The following is a 16,685-nucleotide window of genomic DNA, read 5'->3' on the forward strand; positions in this document are numbered from 1 at the left end:
CCCACGTGTCCGGCTGGCGCTCAGGGGTGTCTCGCGGTCGTTGTGGCACCCCTGGGCGCCAGCCGTGCGCCTGCGGCTGGTCCGCAGCGGTGTCTCGCGGTGGTTTTGGGACCTCTGAGGGCCAGCCGGAGGCGCGCGGCCTTTTGGGTTCGCGGTGGGGACCGTCGGCACCGGCTGGGCGGGTCTTGCTAGGGCTGGGGGCTGTGTCGCGTTTGTTTGGCGGCGCTGGGAGCCAGCCGCACGGGCGCCGCGGGGACAGTTCGGTGAGGGGCTAACTGTCAGGGATTTAGCGTGGCGGGGCTCATGTCGTAGGGGAGAGGGAGGAAGCGGTGCCGGAACCGAACCGCATGATCGAGCAGGCTGTCTCTCATGCGCTGCGCCTCGCGCAGAGCTGGCCGCACTGGGACGGGACGCCGATCCCGGCCGATGACCGGTTCTACACACCGCACAAGGCGATCCGCCGGATCGGTGACCATCTGATCGACCACCTCGCCGAGGTCGAGGCGCGGCTGGCCGGGGTGCCGACGATCCCGGATCGCTGGCACGCGTCGGCGATCACCACGCCGGGGGACCTGGCAGTGTTCACCGCGGCGGACCTGGCCGAGGCGGAGAGCCGGCTGACCAGGTTGGCGCAGATCTGGACGGTGCGGCTGGCCGGGCTCACCGCGGAGCAACTGGACCGCCGTGAGCCCGGCGCCTGGACGATCCGGGAGATCGCCGAGCACCTGTCCGACACGTATTACGCGGACGCGGTCGGCTGGCTGTCAGGGGTCCCTCAGGTGCGGTGAGGCACCCCTGAGGCCCAGCCGGCCCAGCTTGCGCGGGCGCAGGACCGGTTCTGACCAGCCGGTGTCCGGGACTCCGGCGGCGAGCGCGCGTTCCTCGTACCGGAAATGGTTTCCATGATGGCCGCGAGATCGTCCAGTTCGCGCTGGACCGTGCCCGCCGGGCCGTCCGCGAGCCCCGCGACGCCCGGGCGAACGACGACCACATCCCGCAGCGGCCGAAAGCAGCGGCCGGGAGACGGCGGCCGGGAGACGGCGGCCGGGAGACGGCGGCCGGGAGACGGCGGCCGGGAAGTGGTGGCCGGGACAGCGAGCTGTCAGCTCGCCAGCCACTGCTCGTGGGCGGTGGCCAGCCGGGTCCACAGGTTGTCGCGCTCGGCCGCGGTGAACTCGGCGAAGGTGATCCCGAAGACGTCCGCGAGCGCCGTGAAATAGTCGTCCCGACTGGTCAGCTCGGTGCGGGCCGGCTCGTCACCGACCCGGGTGAGCACCAGGTTGCGCACGATGTCGGCCCCGGTGGCGTCCCGTCGCGCGGCCGTGGCGACCCGCACGAACCCGGACTCCGGCGACGTCGACAGGTGCTCGTGCTGGCCGGCGAACGCGGACATCCCGGTGGGTTCGGCCCGGAAGTCCATGCCGAGGAACGAGCCGCGCGGATCGTGGTCGAAGCGCCAGCCACCGGGTTCCGCCTCGGACGGCCGCAGCCGGTAGACGAACGGCCCCTGCCGGTGCTCGCCGGCCTCGAGGGGCAGCGGCCCGTGCAGCCCGTCACCCATGCCGAGGTCGACCAGCCAGGCACCGCCGGGCGCGTCGGCCGAGGGCAGCCCGGTGACGGTCAGGACCAGGTGGTTGGCGCTGGCCCCGGCCGGCTGCCCGGCGTTGCCCTGCACCCCGCCGACGTGCCGGGTGACCTGATAACCGAGGGTGTGCAGCAGTGCGGAGAACGCCCCGTTGAGGTGGTAGCAGTATCCGCCGCGCCCGGCCAGGATCCGCCGGGTGGACTCGGCCGGGTCGATGCCGGTGGGCTGGCCGAGCCAGATCTCCAGACATTCGTACGGCACGCGTTCGGCGTGTGCCCGGTGCAGCGCGTGCAGACCGGGCACGCTGGGCGCCTGCCCGGCCAGCTCGTCGAGCCCGAGCCGGCGCAGATATGCGACATCGTCCATGCCTGGACCCTATCGACGGAGAACACATGATTATCGTTGCCGGTGAGTTGCGGGTGCCCGCCGAGGACCGCGAGCGCTACCTGGCCGGGGTGGCGGAGGTGACCCGCTCGGCCCGTCGCGCGCCGGGCTGCCTGGAGTTCGCCCAGTCCGCCGACCCGCTCGAACCGGGCCGCATCCTGATCCACGAACGGTGGGACTCCGACGCGGACCTGCTGCGGTTCCGCGAGTCCGGCGGCCCGGAGCCGGCCCTGCCGCCGGTGCTCTCCGCCGACGTCAAGAAGTACCGGATCTCCGGCGTGGAAGCGCCCTAGCCCCGTTCGGCCCAGGCGCACGCGGTGCGGTAGGGCAGGGTGTAGGTGTCCTTGCCGAGCAGGGCCGGGTGGGTGGCGGTGAGCTGGCGGACCTGGGCGAGCACCGCGGCCCGTTCGTCGGCCGGGAGCAGGATGACGCCGCTGCGCGAGGCGACCAGGTCGAGCAGCTCGCCGGGCTGCACGGTGTGTGCCCAGTCGAAGGTGGCGGTGCTGACCGGGCCGAACGGCGGACCCATCGTGGTGTCGCGGGCGCGGTCCTCGCGGCCGATGATGGCGCCGAGGCGCTCCACCCAGTCGGCGCGTTCGTCGCGCAGGTTCCACAGCACGCCGAGCCGGCCGCCGGGGGTGAGCACCCGGGCGATCTCCGGCAGGGCGCGGGCCGGGTCGATCCAGTGCCAGGCCTGCGCGACCAGGACCACGTCGGCGCTGGCGTCCGGCAGCGGGATCCGTTCGGCGGTGCCGAGGTGGGCGGGCACCTCCGGCACGGCCCGGCGCAGCTCGCCGAGCATCCCCTCGGACGGGTCGACGGCGGTCACGTCGAGCCCCCGCGCCCGGATCTGCCGGGTCAGTTTGCCGGTGCCGGCCCCCAGGTCCAGCACGCGAGGCCGACCGGCGGGCAGCAGAAAATCAAGAGCGCTTTCCGGGTACGGCGGACGGCCCCGTTCGTAGGCCCCGGCTGCCGAGCCGAACGAGGAGGCGCCGGGGGCGGTACCGAAGGGATCCACGACGGTGACCCTATCGACAGCACCGGGAAAGATCACCTGGTGTGTTTCGGATCCGTGGCGATCGGGCAGTTCTCTGAGCGAAGCAACCGCAGCTAGCGACCACGGAGGGTTCACCGATGAGCATCACCGACAAGGCGAAGAACAAGGCCGAAGAGCTCGCCGGTAAGGCGAAGCAGGCCGTCGGCAACGCGACGGACAACGAGAGCCTGGTTGCCGAGGGCGTTGCTCAGGAGACCGCCGCGCACGCCAAGCAGGCCGGCGAGCACGTGAAGGACGCCGGCAACGACGTCCGCGACGCGTTCAAGTAGACCCAAGCGCACCAGAAGGCCCCGGCGGTTCGCCGGGGCCTTCTGCCGTCAGACGGCGAGAGCCGCGTCGGCTTCCTGCTTGCGCCACCACTCCTGGCCGGTCTTCGGCAGCGTGTCGATCGGGTCGTAGTAGGCGTAGAGCTTGGTCAACGCCTCGCTGTCGTCCTTCTCGATCGACGTGCGGTAGTTCTTCGTCCAGTACGAGATGCCGTGCTCACGGTCGTAGTCGGCGATCATGTGCACCCAGCGCTTGCCGACGAACGGCACGTCGCAGACGATCCGCGGCGTCGCATACCCCGGCAGGTAGCCCATCAGGTCGTGCTGCAGCTGCTGGGCGTGCCAGACCGGCACCCGCCAGTGCTCCGCGTTCGGGATCATGTCGCACATGTAGAAGTAGTACGGCAGGATCCCGGCCTCGCCCTGCAGCGCGAAGCACAGGTCGAGCAGGTCGGGCGCGGTGGCGTTGACGCCGCGCATCAGCACGCCCTGGTTGCGCACGTCGCGCACGCCGACCTCGAGCAGCGTCCGGGTGGCCTTGGCGACCAGCGGCGTCAGCGAGTTCACGTGGTTGACGTGGGTGTGCACGGCCAGGTTGACCCCGCGGCGCTCGGCGGTGACCGCGACCCGGTGCATGCCCTCGACCACGTCGTCCTGCAGCCAGTGCTGCGGCAGGCCCATCAGCGCCTTGGTGGCCAGCCGGATGTCGCGCACGGTCGGCACCGACAGCAGACCCATCAGGTACGCCTCGAGCTGCTTCCACGGCACGTTGGCCACGTCGCCACCGGAGACCACCACGTCGCGGACACCCGGGTGCGCCTTGAGGTATTCCAGGTGGGCGGCGTACCGGTCGACCGGCTTCTGCACCAGTTTGAGCTTGGGCACCGTGGGGGTGCTGTTGCCGACCAGGTCCATCCGGGTGCAGTGCCCGCAGTACTGCGGGCAGGTGGAGAGCAGTTCGGCGAGCACCTTGGTCGGGTACCGGTGGGTCAGGCCCTCGGCCACCCACATGTCGTGCTCGTGCAGCGAGTCGCGGCTGGCGTGCGGGTGCGACGGCCAGGTCAGGTGCCGGTCGGTGGCGACCGGCAGCATGTACCGCCGGATCGGGTCGGCGTAGAACGAGGCCGTGTCGGGCACCTCGTGCGGCACCATGGTGTTGACCATCTGCGGCGGGATCAGCATGGACATGGTGGCCATCTGGAGCTGGTCGGACTCCAGGTCGGCGTAGAACGACTCGTCGACGAGGTCGCCGAGCACGGCGCGCAGCTGCTTGATGTTCTTGACGCAGTTGACCCGCTGCCACTGCGAGGACTGCCACTGCGCGGCGGTGACGTCACGCCACCCGGGGAACCGGGTCCAATCCGGCTCGGCCAGCTCCCGCCGCTGGTACTCGTAGGGCTGTCCGGTCTCGAGATCGGTCACCTGGATTCCTCCCTGCTTCAGCTGTACAGATCAATCAAGCTACTGGAGAATCTTCGGCCTAGCCAGGTTGTGTACGAAAGATTTACGGTAGACCGGCACTTGGAAGCGATTGTTTAGCGTCTGCGATGAGAAGGAGCGTGTTCAATGTCGGGTTCGGTGGGTCTGGCGCGGGTGCTGGAACCGGCCGGGGTGCTGCCCCAGGCCGCTTGGCGCCTGGACGCCTCCCCGGAGATCGGGCCCGACGAGGTACGGATCCGCGTGCAGCGGCTCAACCTCGACGCCGCCAGTTATCGGCAGCTCGCGCAGAAACATGCGGGCGACGGCGCCGCGATCCGCGCCGAGGTGCTCGCGATCGTGGGTGACCGGGGCAAGATGCACAACCCGGTGACCGGCTCCGGGGGCATGCTGATCGGCGTGGTCGAGGAGGTCGGGCCGGAGTCGCCGCTGCAGGTCAAGCCGGGCGACCGGGTGGCCACCCTGGTGTCGCTGACGCTGACCCCGCTGCGGATCACCGACGGGCTGCGCGACTGGGACGGGCTCGGCGAGCAGGTCCCGGCGGACGGCACCGCGATCCTGTTCGGCCGCTCGATCGTCGGCGTGCTGCCCGACGACATGGCCCCTGAACTGGCCCTGGCGGTCTACGACGTGTGCGGCGCGCCGGCGCTGGTCGACCGGGTGGTCCGGCAGTACTCCGCACCGACCGTGCTGGTGCTGGGCGGGGCCGGGAAGAGCGGTTCGCTGTCCCTGGCGGCCGCCAAGCGCGCGGGTGCCCGTACCACAGCGATCGTCGTCTCCGCAGCGGAGCGCGACGCGCTGCAGCGGACCGGACTGGCCGACGAGATCGCGATCGCCGACGCGCGGAACCCGGTCGCGGTCTTCGACGCCGCCGGAGCGAACGACATCACCGTCGTCTGCGTGGACGTGCCGGGGTGCGAGCACGGCGCGATCCTGGCCACCGCACCCGGCGGCACCGTGATCTTCTTCTCGATGGCCACCAGTTTCTCCGCGGCCGCGCTCGGCGCCGAGGGCCTGGCCGCCGACGTGACGATGCTGGTCGGCAACGGTTACGTCCCCGGGCACGCCGCGTTCGCGGTCGACCTGGTGCGCACGGTGCCCGCGGTACGGGCCTTGTTCGAGGCGCGGGTAGCGGGAGACTGATCCGCATGACTTCACCCTCGGCCCAACCCTCGGTCCGCTACACCAACGGTCGCTTCTATTCCGCCGCCGAGCCGCGCGCCACCGCGATGCTGGTCCGCGACGGCGCCATCGCCTGGCTCGGGGACACCGCCGACGTGCCGGCCGCCGACCGTACGGTCGATCTGGCCGGCGCGCTGGTCACCCCGGCGTTCGTGGACGCGCACCTGCACGCCACCGACACCGGCCTGGCCGCCGACGGCCTCGACCTGTCCGGGGTCCGCTCGGCCGGTGAGCTGCTCGACGCGGTCGCCGCGTTCGCGGCCACCCGGCCGGCCGGCGGTGTGGTGCACGGGCACGGCTGGGACGAGTCGACCTGGACCGAGCAGACCCCGCCGGCCGCGGCCGAGCTGGACCGGGCCGCCGCCGGCCGCAAGGTGTACCTGTCGCAGGCGTCGGTGCACTCGGCGCTGGCGTCGTCGGCGCTGCTGCCGGCCGCCGAGGGAACCGACGGTTACCACCCGTCCGGCTGGGTGCGCGAGCAGGCCCACCACGCGGTACGCGCGGTCGCCCTCGGCGCGCTCACCCCGGAGCAGCGCACCGCGGCGCAGCGGACCGCGCTGAGCCGGGCCGCCGCGATGGGCATCGCCGCGGTGCACGAGTGCGGCGGGCCGGGCACGTCCAGCGAGGACGACTTCCGGTCGGTGCTGGCGCTGTCCGCGCAGGGCCTGCCGCAGGTGTTCGGGTTCTGGGGTGAGCTGGGCGGCGCCGAGCGGGCCCGGGAGCTGGGCGCGCACGGCGCGGCCGGCGACCTGTACGCCGACGGCGCGCTGGGGTCGCGGACCGCGTCGCTGCGCGCGCCGTACCACGACGGCGACCACGGGCACGGCGAGGCGTTCCTGACCGCCGAGCAGGCCGCCGCGCACATCCTGGACTGTGTCCGGGCCGGGTTCCAGAGCGGTTTCCACGCCATCGGCGACGCCGCGATCACCACCGTGCTGGAGGGCTTCGCGCTCGCCGCCAAGCAGGTCGGCGTCGACACGCTGCGCGAGGGGCACCACCGGATCGAGCACGTCGAGCTGATCGACAAGGCGATGATCGCCCGGCTGGTCGAGTTCGGGGTGATCGCCTCGGTCCAGCCGGTCTTCGACGCGCTGTGGGGCGGCACCGACCGGATGTACGCCCAGCGCCTCGGCGTCGAGCGGGCCCTGGCCAGCAACCCGATCGGCGCGATGCACGCGACCGGGGTGGCCCTGGCGTTCGGCTCGGACTCGCCGGTGACCGCGCTGGACCCGTGGTCGATCGTGGTGGCGGCGACCGCACCGCGCAACCCGGCGTACCGGATGAAGGTGCGGGCGGCGTTCGCGGCCGCCAGCCGGGGCGGGTGGCGGGCCGCCGCCGTGGACCGGGTCGGCGTGCTCGCGCCCGGCGCCTCGGCCACGTTCGCCGCCTGGGACACCCCGGGCGGGCTCAGCGAAGGACTTCCGGCACTGCTGCCGGACATCGACGGCGTGGTGCCGCCGCGGCCGGTCTGCCGGCGCACGGTGCTGCACGGCGACACGATCTACGAGAACTAGGAGCTCTTCACATTGGCCGGGAAGCTTGATCTGGACCCGCGGATCGTCGCGCGGGCGCGGGCGCTCGCCGTGCGGGCCGGGCAGCCCGTCGTCGACATCGCGCGGTCGCACACCACCGTGTCGGTGGAGCGGGCAGTGCTGCGCCTGGCCGGGGTGCACGGCGCCGACTCGGACGGGATCCCCTGGGTGAACCGTCTGGTCGACGCCGTGCGCGCGGATGTCGGGCTGGGCCACGGGGTGGCGGTGCCGGTGTTCCACGCGGCGGCCGCTACCGGCGTGGACGACCTGACCGTTCTGGCGCAGAAGGCGGCGGCCGGGGCGGTGCGCTTCGACGTACCGGAGAAGAAGGCCGAGGTGACCGCGGCCCGCAGGCGGGCCAAGAAGTCGGCCGCCGACGGTCTCAAGATCGTTGATCGGCGCCGGGCCGAGCGGGACCGGCTGATCAAACGGTACGGCGATCCGCAGCAACGGCCGTGGATCTACCTGATCGTGGCGACCGGGGACATCTACGAGGACATCCCGCAGGCGCAGGCGGCGGCCCGGGCCGGCGCCGACGTGATCGCGGTGATCCGGTCCACCGGGCAGTCGTTGCTGGACTACGTGCCCGAGGGCGCCACCCGGGAGGGTTTCGCCGGCACCTACGCCACCCAGGAGAACTTCCGGCTGATGCGGGCCGCGCTGGACGTGACGTCCAAGGAGCTGGGCCGCTACATCCGGCTGACCAACTACGCGTCCGGGCTGTGCATGCCCGAGATGGCCGCGCTGGCCGGCATGGAACGCCTGGACATGATGCTCAACGACTCGATGTACGGGATCCTGTTCCGCGACATCAACCCGATCCGCACCTTCGTCGACCAGCGGTTCAGCCGTCAGGTGCACGCCCGCGCCGGGATCATCATCAACACCGGCGAGGACAACTACCTGACCACCGCGGACGCGGTCGACGCCGCGCACACGGTGACGGTGTCGCAGCTGCTCAACGAGTTCTTCGCGCACGAGGCCGGGCTCGCCGACTGGCAGCTCGGGCTGGGCCACGCGTTCGAGATCAACCCGGATCTGCCGGAGTCGTTCCGGATGGAGCTGGCGCACGCGCTGCTGGCCCGGGAGATCTTCCCGGACGCGCCGCTGAAGTGGATGCCGCCGACCAAGCACATGACCGGCGACGTGTTCCGCGGCAACCTGCTCGACGGCTTCTTCAACCTGGTCGGCGCGCTCACCGGGCAGGGCATCCTGCTGGTCGGCATGATGACCGAGGCGGTGGTCACGCCGTGGATCTCGGACCGCGACATCGCCCTGCAGAACGTGCGGTACGTGCTCAACGGCGCCGGCAACCTGCACGAGGACTTCGTGCCGGCGCCGGGCGGGTTCATCCGCAACCGGGCGAACCAGGTGCTCGGCGAGGCGATCGAGCTGCTCGAGCGGATCGTCGACGACACGCTGATGGAGGCGATCGCGGACGGCACGTTCGGCCTGATGAAGCGCCCGGCGACCCGGGGCAAGGGCCTCGACGGCGTGGCCAAGCAGGATGCCGACTACTACAACCCCGTCACGGAAGCGTTGGAAGCATGAGCATCGTCCGGCCCTACGGGGACACCACCGGGGACGGGATGGTGCAGCTGTCGTTCACGCTGCCGATCCCGCACGACAAGCGCGCCGAGGGCGCCGCGATCCAGCTCGCCAACAAGATGGGCATGGACCCGGCGCTGCTGGTGCACGCGAAGCCGATGGGTGACGGGTTCACCTTCTTCGTCGTCTACGGCAAGGTCAGCCACCTGGTCGACACCGAGAAGGTGCAGATCGTCGAGCGCGACTTCCCGCTGCTGAGCGCGAAGGAGGTCAACGCCGTGATCAAGCGCAAGCTGCGGCGGCGGCTGAACGTGGTCGGCGCGTGCATCGGCACCGACGCGCACACCGTCGGCATCGACGCGATCCTCAACCTCAAGGGCATCGCCGGTGAGAAGGGCCTGGAGTACTACGCCGAGCTGTCGGTCACCAACATGGGCGCCCAGGTGTCGGTGCCCGAGCTGGTCGAGACGGCCCGCGAGCAGAAGGCCGACGCGGTGCTGGTCTCCCAGGTGGTCACCCAGCGCGACGCGCACCTGCACAACACCCGGGCCATGTCGGCGGCGTTCCGCGAGGCGCTGCCGGCCGGCAAACGTCCGCTGCTGATCGTCGGCGGGCCGCGGTTCGACGAGCTGATGACCGCCGACCTCGGCGTCGACCGGATCTTCACCCGCGGCACCACGCCCCGTGAGGTCGCCTCCTACCTGGTACACGCCCTGATCGGGAGCAAAGCATGATCACCGTGACGCATCGGCGCTACGTCCCGTACTCGCACGCGCACTACGCCGGGAACCTGGTCGACGGGGCGTACTCGCTCGGCCTGTTCGGTGACGTCGCCACCGAGGTGTGCATCCAGCTCGACGGCGACGAGGGGCTGTTCGCCTCCTACGACGACGTGCAGTTCAAGGCGCCGGTGCAGGCCGGCGACGTCCTGGAGATCACCGCCACGGTGGTCACGATGGGCACCCGCAGCCGCAGGATCGAGTTCGCGTCGACGGTGGTCTGCCGGGGGACCGGCGGCTCGGCCGCGCAGGTGCTCGCCGAGCCGATCGTCGCGGTGACCGCGGTGGGCACCGTGGTCGTGCCGCCGAAGGCGTGAGCGAGGTCGTCTGCGTCGACGTCGGGTCGACGTACACCAAAGCCGCCAAGATCGATCTGACCGGCGCGCGGCTGGTCACCCGGGCCGAGACGCCGACCACCACCGGAACGGACGTCCTGGCCGGTCTGGACGCCGCGGTGGCCGCGGTCGGCGGTCCCGGCCTGCCGCTCTACGTCTGCTCGTCGGCCGGCGGCGGGCTGCGGCTCGCGGTGGTCGGCTACGAGAGCCTGGTCACCGCGGAGGCCGGGCACCGGGTCGGGTTGTCGGCCGGCGCCCAGGTGGTGCACGTCGCGGCCGGTCCGCTGACCGGCGCGGCGATCACCGCGCTGCGCGCGGCCCGCCCGGACGTGCTGCTGCTGGTCGGTGGCACGGACGGCGGCGACGGCGAGGTGTTGCTGCACAACGCCCGGCGCCTGGCCGCGAATCGCTTGCGGATCCCGGTGGTCCTGGCCGGCAACGCGGAGGTACGGGCGGAAGCTCGTGAAATCCTGGAGAACCGTGGCGTGCCGGTGACCGTGACCGGCAACGTGCTGCCCAGGATCGGCGTGCTCGACCCGCTGCCGGCCCGCGCCGCGATCCGCGAGGTGTTCCTCAAGCACGTGATCGGCGGCAAACGCCTGTCCAAGGGCCCCCGGTTCGCGTCGCTGGTGCGCGCGGCCACCCCGGACGCGGTCCTGGCCGGGGTGGAACTGCTCGCCGACCGGGCCGCCGCCGGGGTGCTGGTCGTCGACGTCGGCGGAGCCACCACCGACGTGTACTCGGCGCTGCTGCCGGACGCCGAGGAGGAGACCGGCCCGCGCCGCGACGTGGCCGGCACGCTCTGGCGCTCCCGCACGGTCGAGGGCGACCTCGGGGTGGCCGTCGGCGCGGACGCCACCCGGGAGGCCGCCGCGGCGGAGAAGCTGCCGGTGCCCCGGGAGGACCGGGAGCTGGCCGCCACCGCCGCGATGATCGCGCTGCGCCGGCACGCCCGGGGCCACGCGGCCGGCCCGGGGCTGCCCCGCACCGGTGGCCGGGACCTGCGTGACGTACGCCTGGTGGTCGGCTCCGGCGGGGTGCTGCGGCACGGCGGGGGCGAGCACGTGCTGGGCGCGCTGCTGGCCGACACGGCCGGCGGCTGGGCCCTGCCGGACCGCGCCCGCACCGTCGTCGACACCCAGTACGTGCTCGCCGCGGCGGGCCTGCTGTCCACCGATCATCCAGCGGTGGCCACCGGACTGCTCGATACCCTGCTGTCCTGACGGGCGACGTCGATGGAGTGCATTTCCGGACACGCCGAGGAACGCGACACGCCGGTAGGCGCACCTGACGGTTGACAGACCGCCCCCGTCCGGACGTACCGTCTTCAGGTCCTGTTTCACGGTAGGCGACTGTGATTCGCTTCGTTCCCGTACCCACTGGCCCGCAGTCCTCGCTGGGGTCGCGCGTTCAGCCAGGTCCAGGGGGTACGGGCGCGCTGGCGACGCGGACCGGGTCGCGACACCGGTAGCCGAGACGAACCGAGCCTGGCCAGTAGACAACGGCACGCCGCGGGCAGCCAGCCCGTGCCGCGCCGGTCCGAAGGTCAGCGGGAGGTTCGGCGGGCACACCGGCCTGAGACGGATAGAAGCACCCGAGGGGCGCGGCTTCACGACGCCGCGTCCCTCAGCCACCTCTCATCCGCCCGGTACGCATTTGCCGCCGACTACCCGGCCGGAACGCCCCCACCAGGCAGGTAACCTGCTCCGCGTGGAACTGACGATGCCGCCACCCGACCTCGCCGAGCCGGGTCCGAGCACCCCGCCGCCCGACCGGCCCGCGCCGCTGCGCCTGCCGGTCGCCGCCGCCCTCGCGGTGGCCGCCGGCGTCGCGCTGCTGCTCGCCCTGCCGCCGTACGATCTGTGGTGGCTCGCCCCGGCCGGTGTCGCGCTGCTGGCCGCGGCCGTGCACCGGCGGCGGCTGCGGGCCGGTCTCGGCCTCGGCTTCCTGGCCGGGCTGGTGCTGTTCTTCCCGCTGCTGGAGTGGACCCGGATCGCGGCCGGTTTCGCGCCCTGGGCGCTGCTGAGCACCGCCCAGGCCGCGGTGCTCGGCCTGGCCGGTCTGGCCGGCGCGTGGCTGTCCCCGGTGATCGACCGGTGGCGGGCGCTGTGGCCGCTGCTCACCGGCCTGCTCTGGGTCGCCGACGAGGCGCTGCGCGACCGGGCGCCGTTCGGCGGCTTCCCGTGGGGCCGGATCGCGTTCAGCCAGGGCGACGCCCCGTCGCTGCGGCTCGCGGCGTGGGGCGGCGCGCCGCTGGTGACGTTCGCGGTGGCGGCGGCCGGCGGCACCCTGGTCGCGCTGGCCTGGCGCCGCTGGAGCGCCGCGGCGCTGCTGCCGGCCGCCGGGTTCGCCGTCGCCTTCGCCGTGCTGACCGCCGGGCCGGCCGCGGTGCCGCTCTCCGCGCCGGCCGGCCCGTCGCGCACCGTCGCGATCGTGCAGGGCAACGTGCCCCGGCTGGGCCTGGACTTCAACGCCCAGCGCCGGGCGGTGCTCGACAACCACGTCAGCGCGACCCGGCAGCTGGCGATCGACGTGGCCGCCGGCAAACAGCCGCAGCCCGACCTGGTGGTGTGGCCGGAGAACTCCAGCGACATCGACCCGCTGCGCAACACCGACGCCGCGCAGGAGATCTCCGACGCGGCCCGGGCGATCGGGGTGCCGATCCTGGTCGGCGCGGTGCTGCGCACCGACAACCCGGCCGACATCAAGAACGCCGGGCTGCTCTGGATGCCGGTCACCGGCCCCGACCTGACCCAGACGTACGTCAAGCAGCACCCGGTGCCGTTCGCCGAGTACATGCCGCTGCGCTCGGTCGCCCGGCTGGTCAGCGACAAGGTCGACCTGGTCAAGAACATGCTGGCCGGTGACCACGCCGGTGTGATCGACACCGGCGCGCTGACGCTCGGCGACGTGATCTGCTTCGAGGTCGCCTACGACGGGATCGTCCGCGACACGGTCACCAAGGGCGCCCAGATCCTCACCGTGCAGACCAACAACGCCACGTTCGACGAGGGCGAGGCCCGGCAGCAGCTGGCCATGGTCCGGCTGCGCGCGGTCGAGCACGGCCTCGACTCGCTGATGGTGTCGACGGTCGGTGTTTCGGCTTTCGTCGATACAGCCGGTGGCGTGCACGGCGCCACGGCCTTCAACACCGCCGGGGTGGTGGTGCATAAAATGTCCACCGGAGGTACGCGTACGCTGGCGACTCGTTCCGGGATCTGGCCCGAGGCGATCGCGGTGGCGCTGACCGTCATTCTCCTGGTCTGCGCGTGGCCGCTGCGCCGGAGGCGGACCATCACGAGCACAGGCGTAGAGAGCACGGAGGCACGGTGAGCGAGGTAGAAGGCTACCCGGGAGTGGGACGGGTCCTCGTGATCATTCCCACGTACAACGAGGCGGACAACGTCCGCCTGATCACCGCGCGGGTCCGCAAGGCGGTTCCCGAGGTGGACATCCTGGTGGCCGACGACAACTCGCCGGACGGTACCGGGGACATCGCCGACGAGCTCGCGCTCGCCGACGACCACCTCTTCGTGCTGCACCGTCAGGGCAAGGAAGGTCTCGGCGCGGCGTACAAGGCCGGTTTCGCCTGGGCCAAGGACAAGGGCTACGACGTCGTCGTCGAGATGGACGCGGACGGCTCGCACGCCCCCGAGGAACTGCCCAACCTGCTCGGCGCGCTGACCGAGGCGGACGCGGTGCTCGGCACCCGGTACATCGCCGGCGGCAGCGTGCACAACTGGCCGATGCACCGGCTGCTGCTCTCCCGCGGCGGCAACATCTACATCCGGATGGCGCTCGGCATGCCGTTCCGGGACGCGACCGGCGGCTACCGGGCGTACCGGATGGCCGTCCTCGACGCCATCGACGTGGCCACGGTCGCCTCCACCGGGTATTCGTTCCAGGTCGAGCTGGCCTGGCGGGCGTTCAAGAGCGGGTTCCGGGTGGTCGAGGTGCCGATCACGTTCACCGAGCGCGAACACGGCGTCAGCAAGATGAGCGGCAACATCTTCAAGGAACAGCTGCTCAGGGTCACCGTGTGGGGCGCGCAGGCGCGCAAGGAGAGCCTGATGAACCTGCTGGGGCGCAAACCCAAGCAGGAGCAGACCTGGCCGTGACGGCGCACTCAGGCAGGTCGCAGGTTCTGGTGTCATGCTGAAGAGGAACGCATGACACCCGATCGGGGAGAGTACTGATGCGCCGCAGCCGGATGGCCTACCTTCCCTTCGTCTTCCCCCTGCTCGCGATCGCCGAGATCTCGGCCTTCGTGGCGGTGGCCCACCTGATCGGCGCGGGCTGGGCGTTCCTGCTGCTCGCCGGGTTCACCCTGGCCGGGTTCGCGCTGCTGCGCCAGGAGGGCATCCGCGGCTGGCGGCACTTCCAGCAGGCCGCCGCAGCCGGCCGCCCGCCCGGCGCCGAGGTGGCCAACTCGCTCGTCGGCCTCGGCGGCGCGCTGCTGCTGGCCCTGCCCGGCTTCGTCACCGGTCTCGCCGGCCTGGCCCTGCTGCTGCCGCCCGGGCGGATCGTCGCGCGCCGCGGTGTGGAGCGGTTCGCCGAGCGCCGGCTCGGCGGCGGTGTCACCGGCGACCTGTTCGGCCCGCGCAAGGTGCGAGTGCACGTCGAGGACACGGTCGACTCGACCGTCGTCACCGATGACGTCCCGCGCCAGCCGGCCGCCGCCATTGAAGGGGAAATTGTCCGCTAGAGCGGCGGATGCCAGACACAGCAGAAGGGCCGTCCCGCGAGGGGCGGCCCTTCTTGTCAGTTCAACCTGCTGCGGTCAGCGGCCCCGGCGGGTCCGCACTTCCTGCAGCCGCTCGTTGAGGATGTCCTCCAGTTCGGCGATCGAACGCCGTTCCAGCAGCATGTCCCAGTGGGTGCGCGGCGGCTTGGCCTTCTTCGCCTCCGGCTCGTTGCCGTCGACCAGCCGGGCCACGCTGCCGTCGAACTTGCACTCCCAGGTGGTGGGCACCTCGGCGTCGACGGCGAACGGAACCTCGAACTGGTGACCCTTGACGCACAGGTACTCACGGGTCTGTCGGGGCGCCAGCTCGGTGTTACGGTCGGACTCGTAGCTGACTGCGCCTAGACGGCTGCCGCGCAGCATGCGTTCGCCCATGATCGGCTTCCCCTCGCTCGTGGTGCTGCTCTCGTTGGTGTAACGAAAGGGGCGGCCGCCGGATTCCTGCGCCCGCCGAGTATCTATCGGTCTCTTACCCGCCCGGTAAAGGCGATGTAACGCATTGAGCGTAACCGGCCAGCGACCATACCCTGCAAATTGAACGGTCGTGAAGTGGACCTTGGTCCCCTTTACGAGTGTTTGACCCATCTACGGGTGGTGCGATGTCGGTCACTCGGACGTTCATCACCCATTAACCGAGCGCCGGGCTCAGCTTTGTGCCGGAGCCGTCTGGGCCGGAGCCGGTGGACGACCCGCGCCGAGTGTGGCGAGCGCCGAGGCCAGGTCGCTGACCTGTGCGGTGAGCTGCCCGGCCCGCTGCTGCGCGGCGTCCGCGTCGGCGCGTGCCACCGCCAGGCGGCGTTCCAGATCGGCGCGCTCGTCGGCGGCCCGCTCCAGGTCCTTGCGGACCCGGTCCAGTTCCCCCACGGTACGCCGCAGCTCGTCACGTTCGGACGTCATCGCGGCCAGCTCCTGCCGGACCGCGGTGACCTCGCCGGCGGCCCGCTCGGCGCGCGCGGCGGCCTCGGCGGTCGCCTGTTCCGCGGCCTGCGTGCGGCGGTCCGCCTGGTCGGCGGCCTTGCGCAGCTCACCGGCCTCGGAGCGGGCCGCCGTGAGTGCCTCCTCGGCCCGGGTGGCGGCCTGCTCCGCCGTACGCCGGAAATCGTTGTGGTCGCGCAGCGCCGAAGCCAGATCGCGTTCCGCGGTGTCGCGCTGCGCCTTGGTCTCCTGGGTCTCGCGGCGCGCCGCGGACAGTTCCTCGGCGGCGGTGTCGCGTTCCGCCTCGGCGCGTTCGCGCAGCGCGGCCGCGGCCGTCGCGGCCCGCACCGCCTCGTCGCGGACCGTGACCGCCTCCTGCTCACGCTGGCCGGCCTGTTCGGCGGCCCGCGCGGCGTCGGTGGCCCGCTGCCGGGACTCGTCGCGTTCCGCGGTCGCGGCCACCGCGATCTGCTGGGCCGCCGCGGTCGCCGTCGCGGCCTGCTCGGCGTCGCGGCGCGCGTCGTCCCGCTCGCCGTGCGCGGCCGCCACCGCCCGGGACGTCTCGGCTCGGACCTCGGCCACCTGGCGCTCGACGCCGGCCGGGGACATCTCCGAGTGCAGTGCCTCGGTCAGCGTGCCGACCATCTGGTCGAGCCGATCGACCGCCTCCCAGGTGCGGGCCACCGAGCCGGCCAGGCCGGGGGAGGAACGGTGCCGCATCCGCACGTTGCGGGAGGCGCGCTGGCACTCGCCGTCGTTGTCCCGGCAGTACCGGAACGGCCGGCCGGCGGAGTTGCGCTGCGGCACCGGGCGCCCGCAGTGGGCACAGGGTCGGGTCTCGTTCGCCTCGGCGGCGTGGTCCTGCGTCGTCATAGCGTTGCCCACCCTAGGCCGCGCGACGATCTTCCCGGCGTCACCACA

The 16,685-nt window shown here is 72.2% G+C and carries 17 protein-coding genes; 12 read left to right on the forward strand and 5 right to left on the reverse strand.

Annotated features, from left to right (window positions below):
* Window positions 1–329 precede the first annotated feature (329 nt).
* Window positions 330–788, forward strand: a complete 459-nt coding sequence (locus Apa02nite_RS31915; protein WP_239164703.1) for a hypothetical protein — start codon at window positions 330–332, stop codon at window positions 786–788.
* A 314-nt stretch (window positions 789–1,102) separates the two neighbouring features.
* Here the strand turns inward: Apa02nite_RS31915 and Apa02nite_RS31920 are convergent, their stop codons facing one another.
* A complete protein-coding gene (locus Apa02nite_RS31920) occupies window positions 1,103–1,951 on the reverse strand; it encodes an arylamine N-acetyltransferase family protein (RefSeq protein WP_203828342.1) in 849 nt (282 codons plus the stop codon).
* Window positions 1,952–1,977: 26 nt separating this feature from the next.
* Here Apa02nite_RS31920 and Apa02nite_RS31925 point away from each other — a divergent pair, with 26 nt between their 5' ends.
* Entirely contained in the window at window positions 1,978–2,262 is a 285-nt protein-coding gene (locus Apa02nite_RS31925; protein WP_203828343.1) for a putative quinol monooxygenase, read from the forward strand.
* Here the strand turns inward: Apa02nite_RS31925 and Apa02nite_RS31930 are convergent.
* The gene (locus Apa02nite_RS31930; protein ID WP_203828344.1) at window positions 2,259–2,987 is read right to left on the reverse strand and encodes a class I SAM-dependent methyltransferase; all 729 of its coding nucleotides are present in this window, start codon (window positions 2,985–2,987) and stop codon (window positions 2,259–2,261) included. The two genes, Apa02nite_RS31925 and Apa02nite_RS31930, sit on opposite strands and share 4 nt — an antisense overlap.
* Window positions 2,988–3,103: 116 nt before the next feature.
* On the opposite strand from Apa02nite_RS31930, the gene Apa02nite_RS31935 reads away from it, so the two are divergent.
* Complete coding sequence (locus tag Apa02nite_RS31935) at window positions 3,104–3,295, forward strand: CsbD family protein (protein WP_067693612.1); 192 nt, start codon at window positions 3,104–3,106, stop codon at window positions 3,293–3,295.
* Window positions 3,296–3,343: 48 nt separating this feature from the next.
* Here the strand turns inward: Apa02nite_RS31935 and Apa02nite_RS31940 are convergent, their stop codons facing one another.
* Window positions 3,344–4,714 (reverse strand): KamA family radical SAM protein, encoded by a 1,371-nt coding sequence (locus Apa02nite_RS31940; RefSeq protein WP_203828345.1) that lies wholly within the window; start codon window positions 4,712–4,714, stop codon window positions 3,344–3,346.
* Window positions 4,715–4,858: 144 nt separating this feature from the next.
* Between Apa02nite_RS31940 and kdd the strand changes: the two genes are divergently transcribed.
* From kdd to Apa02nite_RS31985, 9 genes are all read left to right on the forward strand, one after another.
* The gene (kdd, locus tag Apa02nite_RS31945; protein ID WP_203828346.1) at window positions 4,859–5,872 is read left to right on the forward strand and encodes an L-erythro-3,5-diaminohexanoate dehydrogenase; all 1,014 of its coding nucleotides are present in this window, start codon (window positions 4,859–4,861) and stop codon (window positions 5,870–5,872) included.
* Window positions 5,873–5,877: 5 nt separating this feature from the next.
* Window positions 5,878–7,425: an amidohydrolase gene (locus Apa02nite_RS31950; RefSeq protein WP_203828347.1), complete on the forward strand. Its 1,548-nt coding sequence runs from the start codon at window positions 5,878–5,880 to the stop codon at window positions 7,423–7,425.
* A gap of 12 nt (window positions 7,426–7,437) precedes the next feature.
* Complete coding sequence (gene kamD / locus Apa02nite_RS31955) at window positions 7,438–8,994, forward strand: lysine 5,6-aminomutase subunit alpha (RefSeq protein WP_203828348.1); 1,557 nt, start codon at window positions 7,438–7,440, stop codon at window positions 8,992–8,994.
* On the forward strand, window positions 8,991–9,725 hold the full coding sequence (kamE, locus tag Apa02nite_RS31960; protein ID WP_203828349.1) for a lysine 5,6-aminomutase subunit beta: 735 nt from the start codon (window positions 8,991–8,993) through the stop codon (window positions 9,723–9,725). The genes kamD and kamE overlap by 4 nt, the downstream gene beginning before the upstream one ends.
* Window positions 9,722–10,087 (forward strand): 3-aminobutyryl-CoA ammonia lyase, encoded by a 366-nt coding sequence (gene kal / locus Apa02nite_RS31965; RefSeq protein ID WP_067693633.1) that lies wholly within the window; start codon window positions 9,722–9,724, stop codon window positions 10,085–10,087. The genes kamE and kal overlap by 4 nt, the downstream gene beginning before the upstream one ends.
* Complete coding sequence (locus tag Apa02nite_RS31970; RefSeq protein WP_203828350.1) at window positions 10,084–11,328, forward strand: glutamate mutase L; 1,245 nt, start codon at window positions 10,084–10,086, stop codon at window positions 11,326–11,328. The genes kal and Apa02nite_RS31970 overlap by 4 nt, the downstream gene beginning before the upstream one ends.
* 499 nt (window positions 11,329–11,827) lie before the next feature.
* Entirely contained in the window at window positions 11,828–13,438 is a 1,611-nt protein-coding gene (lnt, locus tag Apa02nite_RS31975; RefSeq protein ID WP_203828421.1) for an apolipoprotein N-acyltransferase, read from the forward strand.
* A complete protein-coding gene (locus tag Apa02nite_RS31980; protein ID WP_067693639.1) occupies window positions 13,435–14,223 on the forward strand; it encodes a polyprenol monophosphomannose synthase in 789 nt (262 codons plus the stop codon). The genes lnt and Apa02nite_RS31980 overlap by 4 nt, the downstream gene beginning before the upstream one ends.
* A 77-nt stretch (window positions 14,224–14,300) precedes the next feature.
* Window positions 14,301–14,810, forward strand: a complete 510-nt coding sequence (locus Apa02nite_RS31985) for an FxsA family protein (protein WP_203828351.1) — start codon at window positions 14,301–14,303, stop codon at window positions 14,808–14,810.
* Between the two features lie 75 nt (window positions 14,811–14,885).
* Here the strand turns inward: Apa02nite_RS31985 and Apa02nite_RS31990 are convergent, their stop codons facing one another.
* Both Apa02nite_RS31990 and Apa02nite_RS31995 read right to left on the reverse strand, forming a co-directional pair.
* Window positions 14,886–15,224 (reverse strand): RNA polymerase-binding protein RbpA, encoded by a 339-nt coding sequence (locus Apa02nite_RS31990; protein ID WP_067693645.1) that lies wholly within the window; start codon window positions 15,222–15,224, stop codon window positions 14,886–14,888.
* 270 nt (window positions 15,225–15,494) lie between these two features.
* Window positions 15,495–16,637 carry a coiled-coil domain-containing protein gene (locus tag Apa02nite_RS31995; RefSeq protein ID WP_203828352.1) on the reverse strand — a complete coding sequence of 381 codons (1,143 nt, stop codon included), beginning with the start codon at window positions 16,635–16,637 and terminating at the stop codon, window positions 15,495–15,497.
* Window positions 16,638–16,685: the final 48 nt, after the last annotated feature.

Source organism: Actinoplanes palleronii (assembly GCF_016862315.1).
Lineage (GTDB): Bacteria > Actinomycetota > Actinomycetes > Mycobacteriales > Micromonosporaceae > Actinoplanes > Actinoplanes palleronii.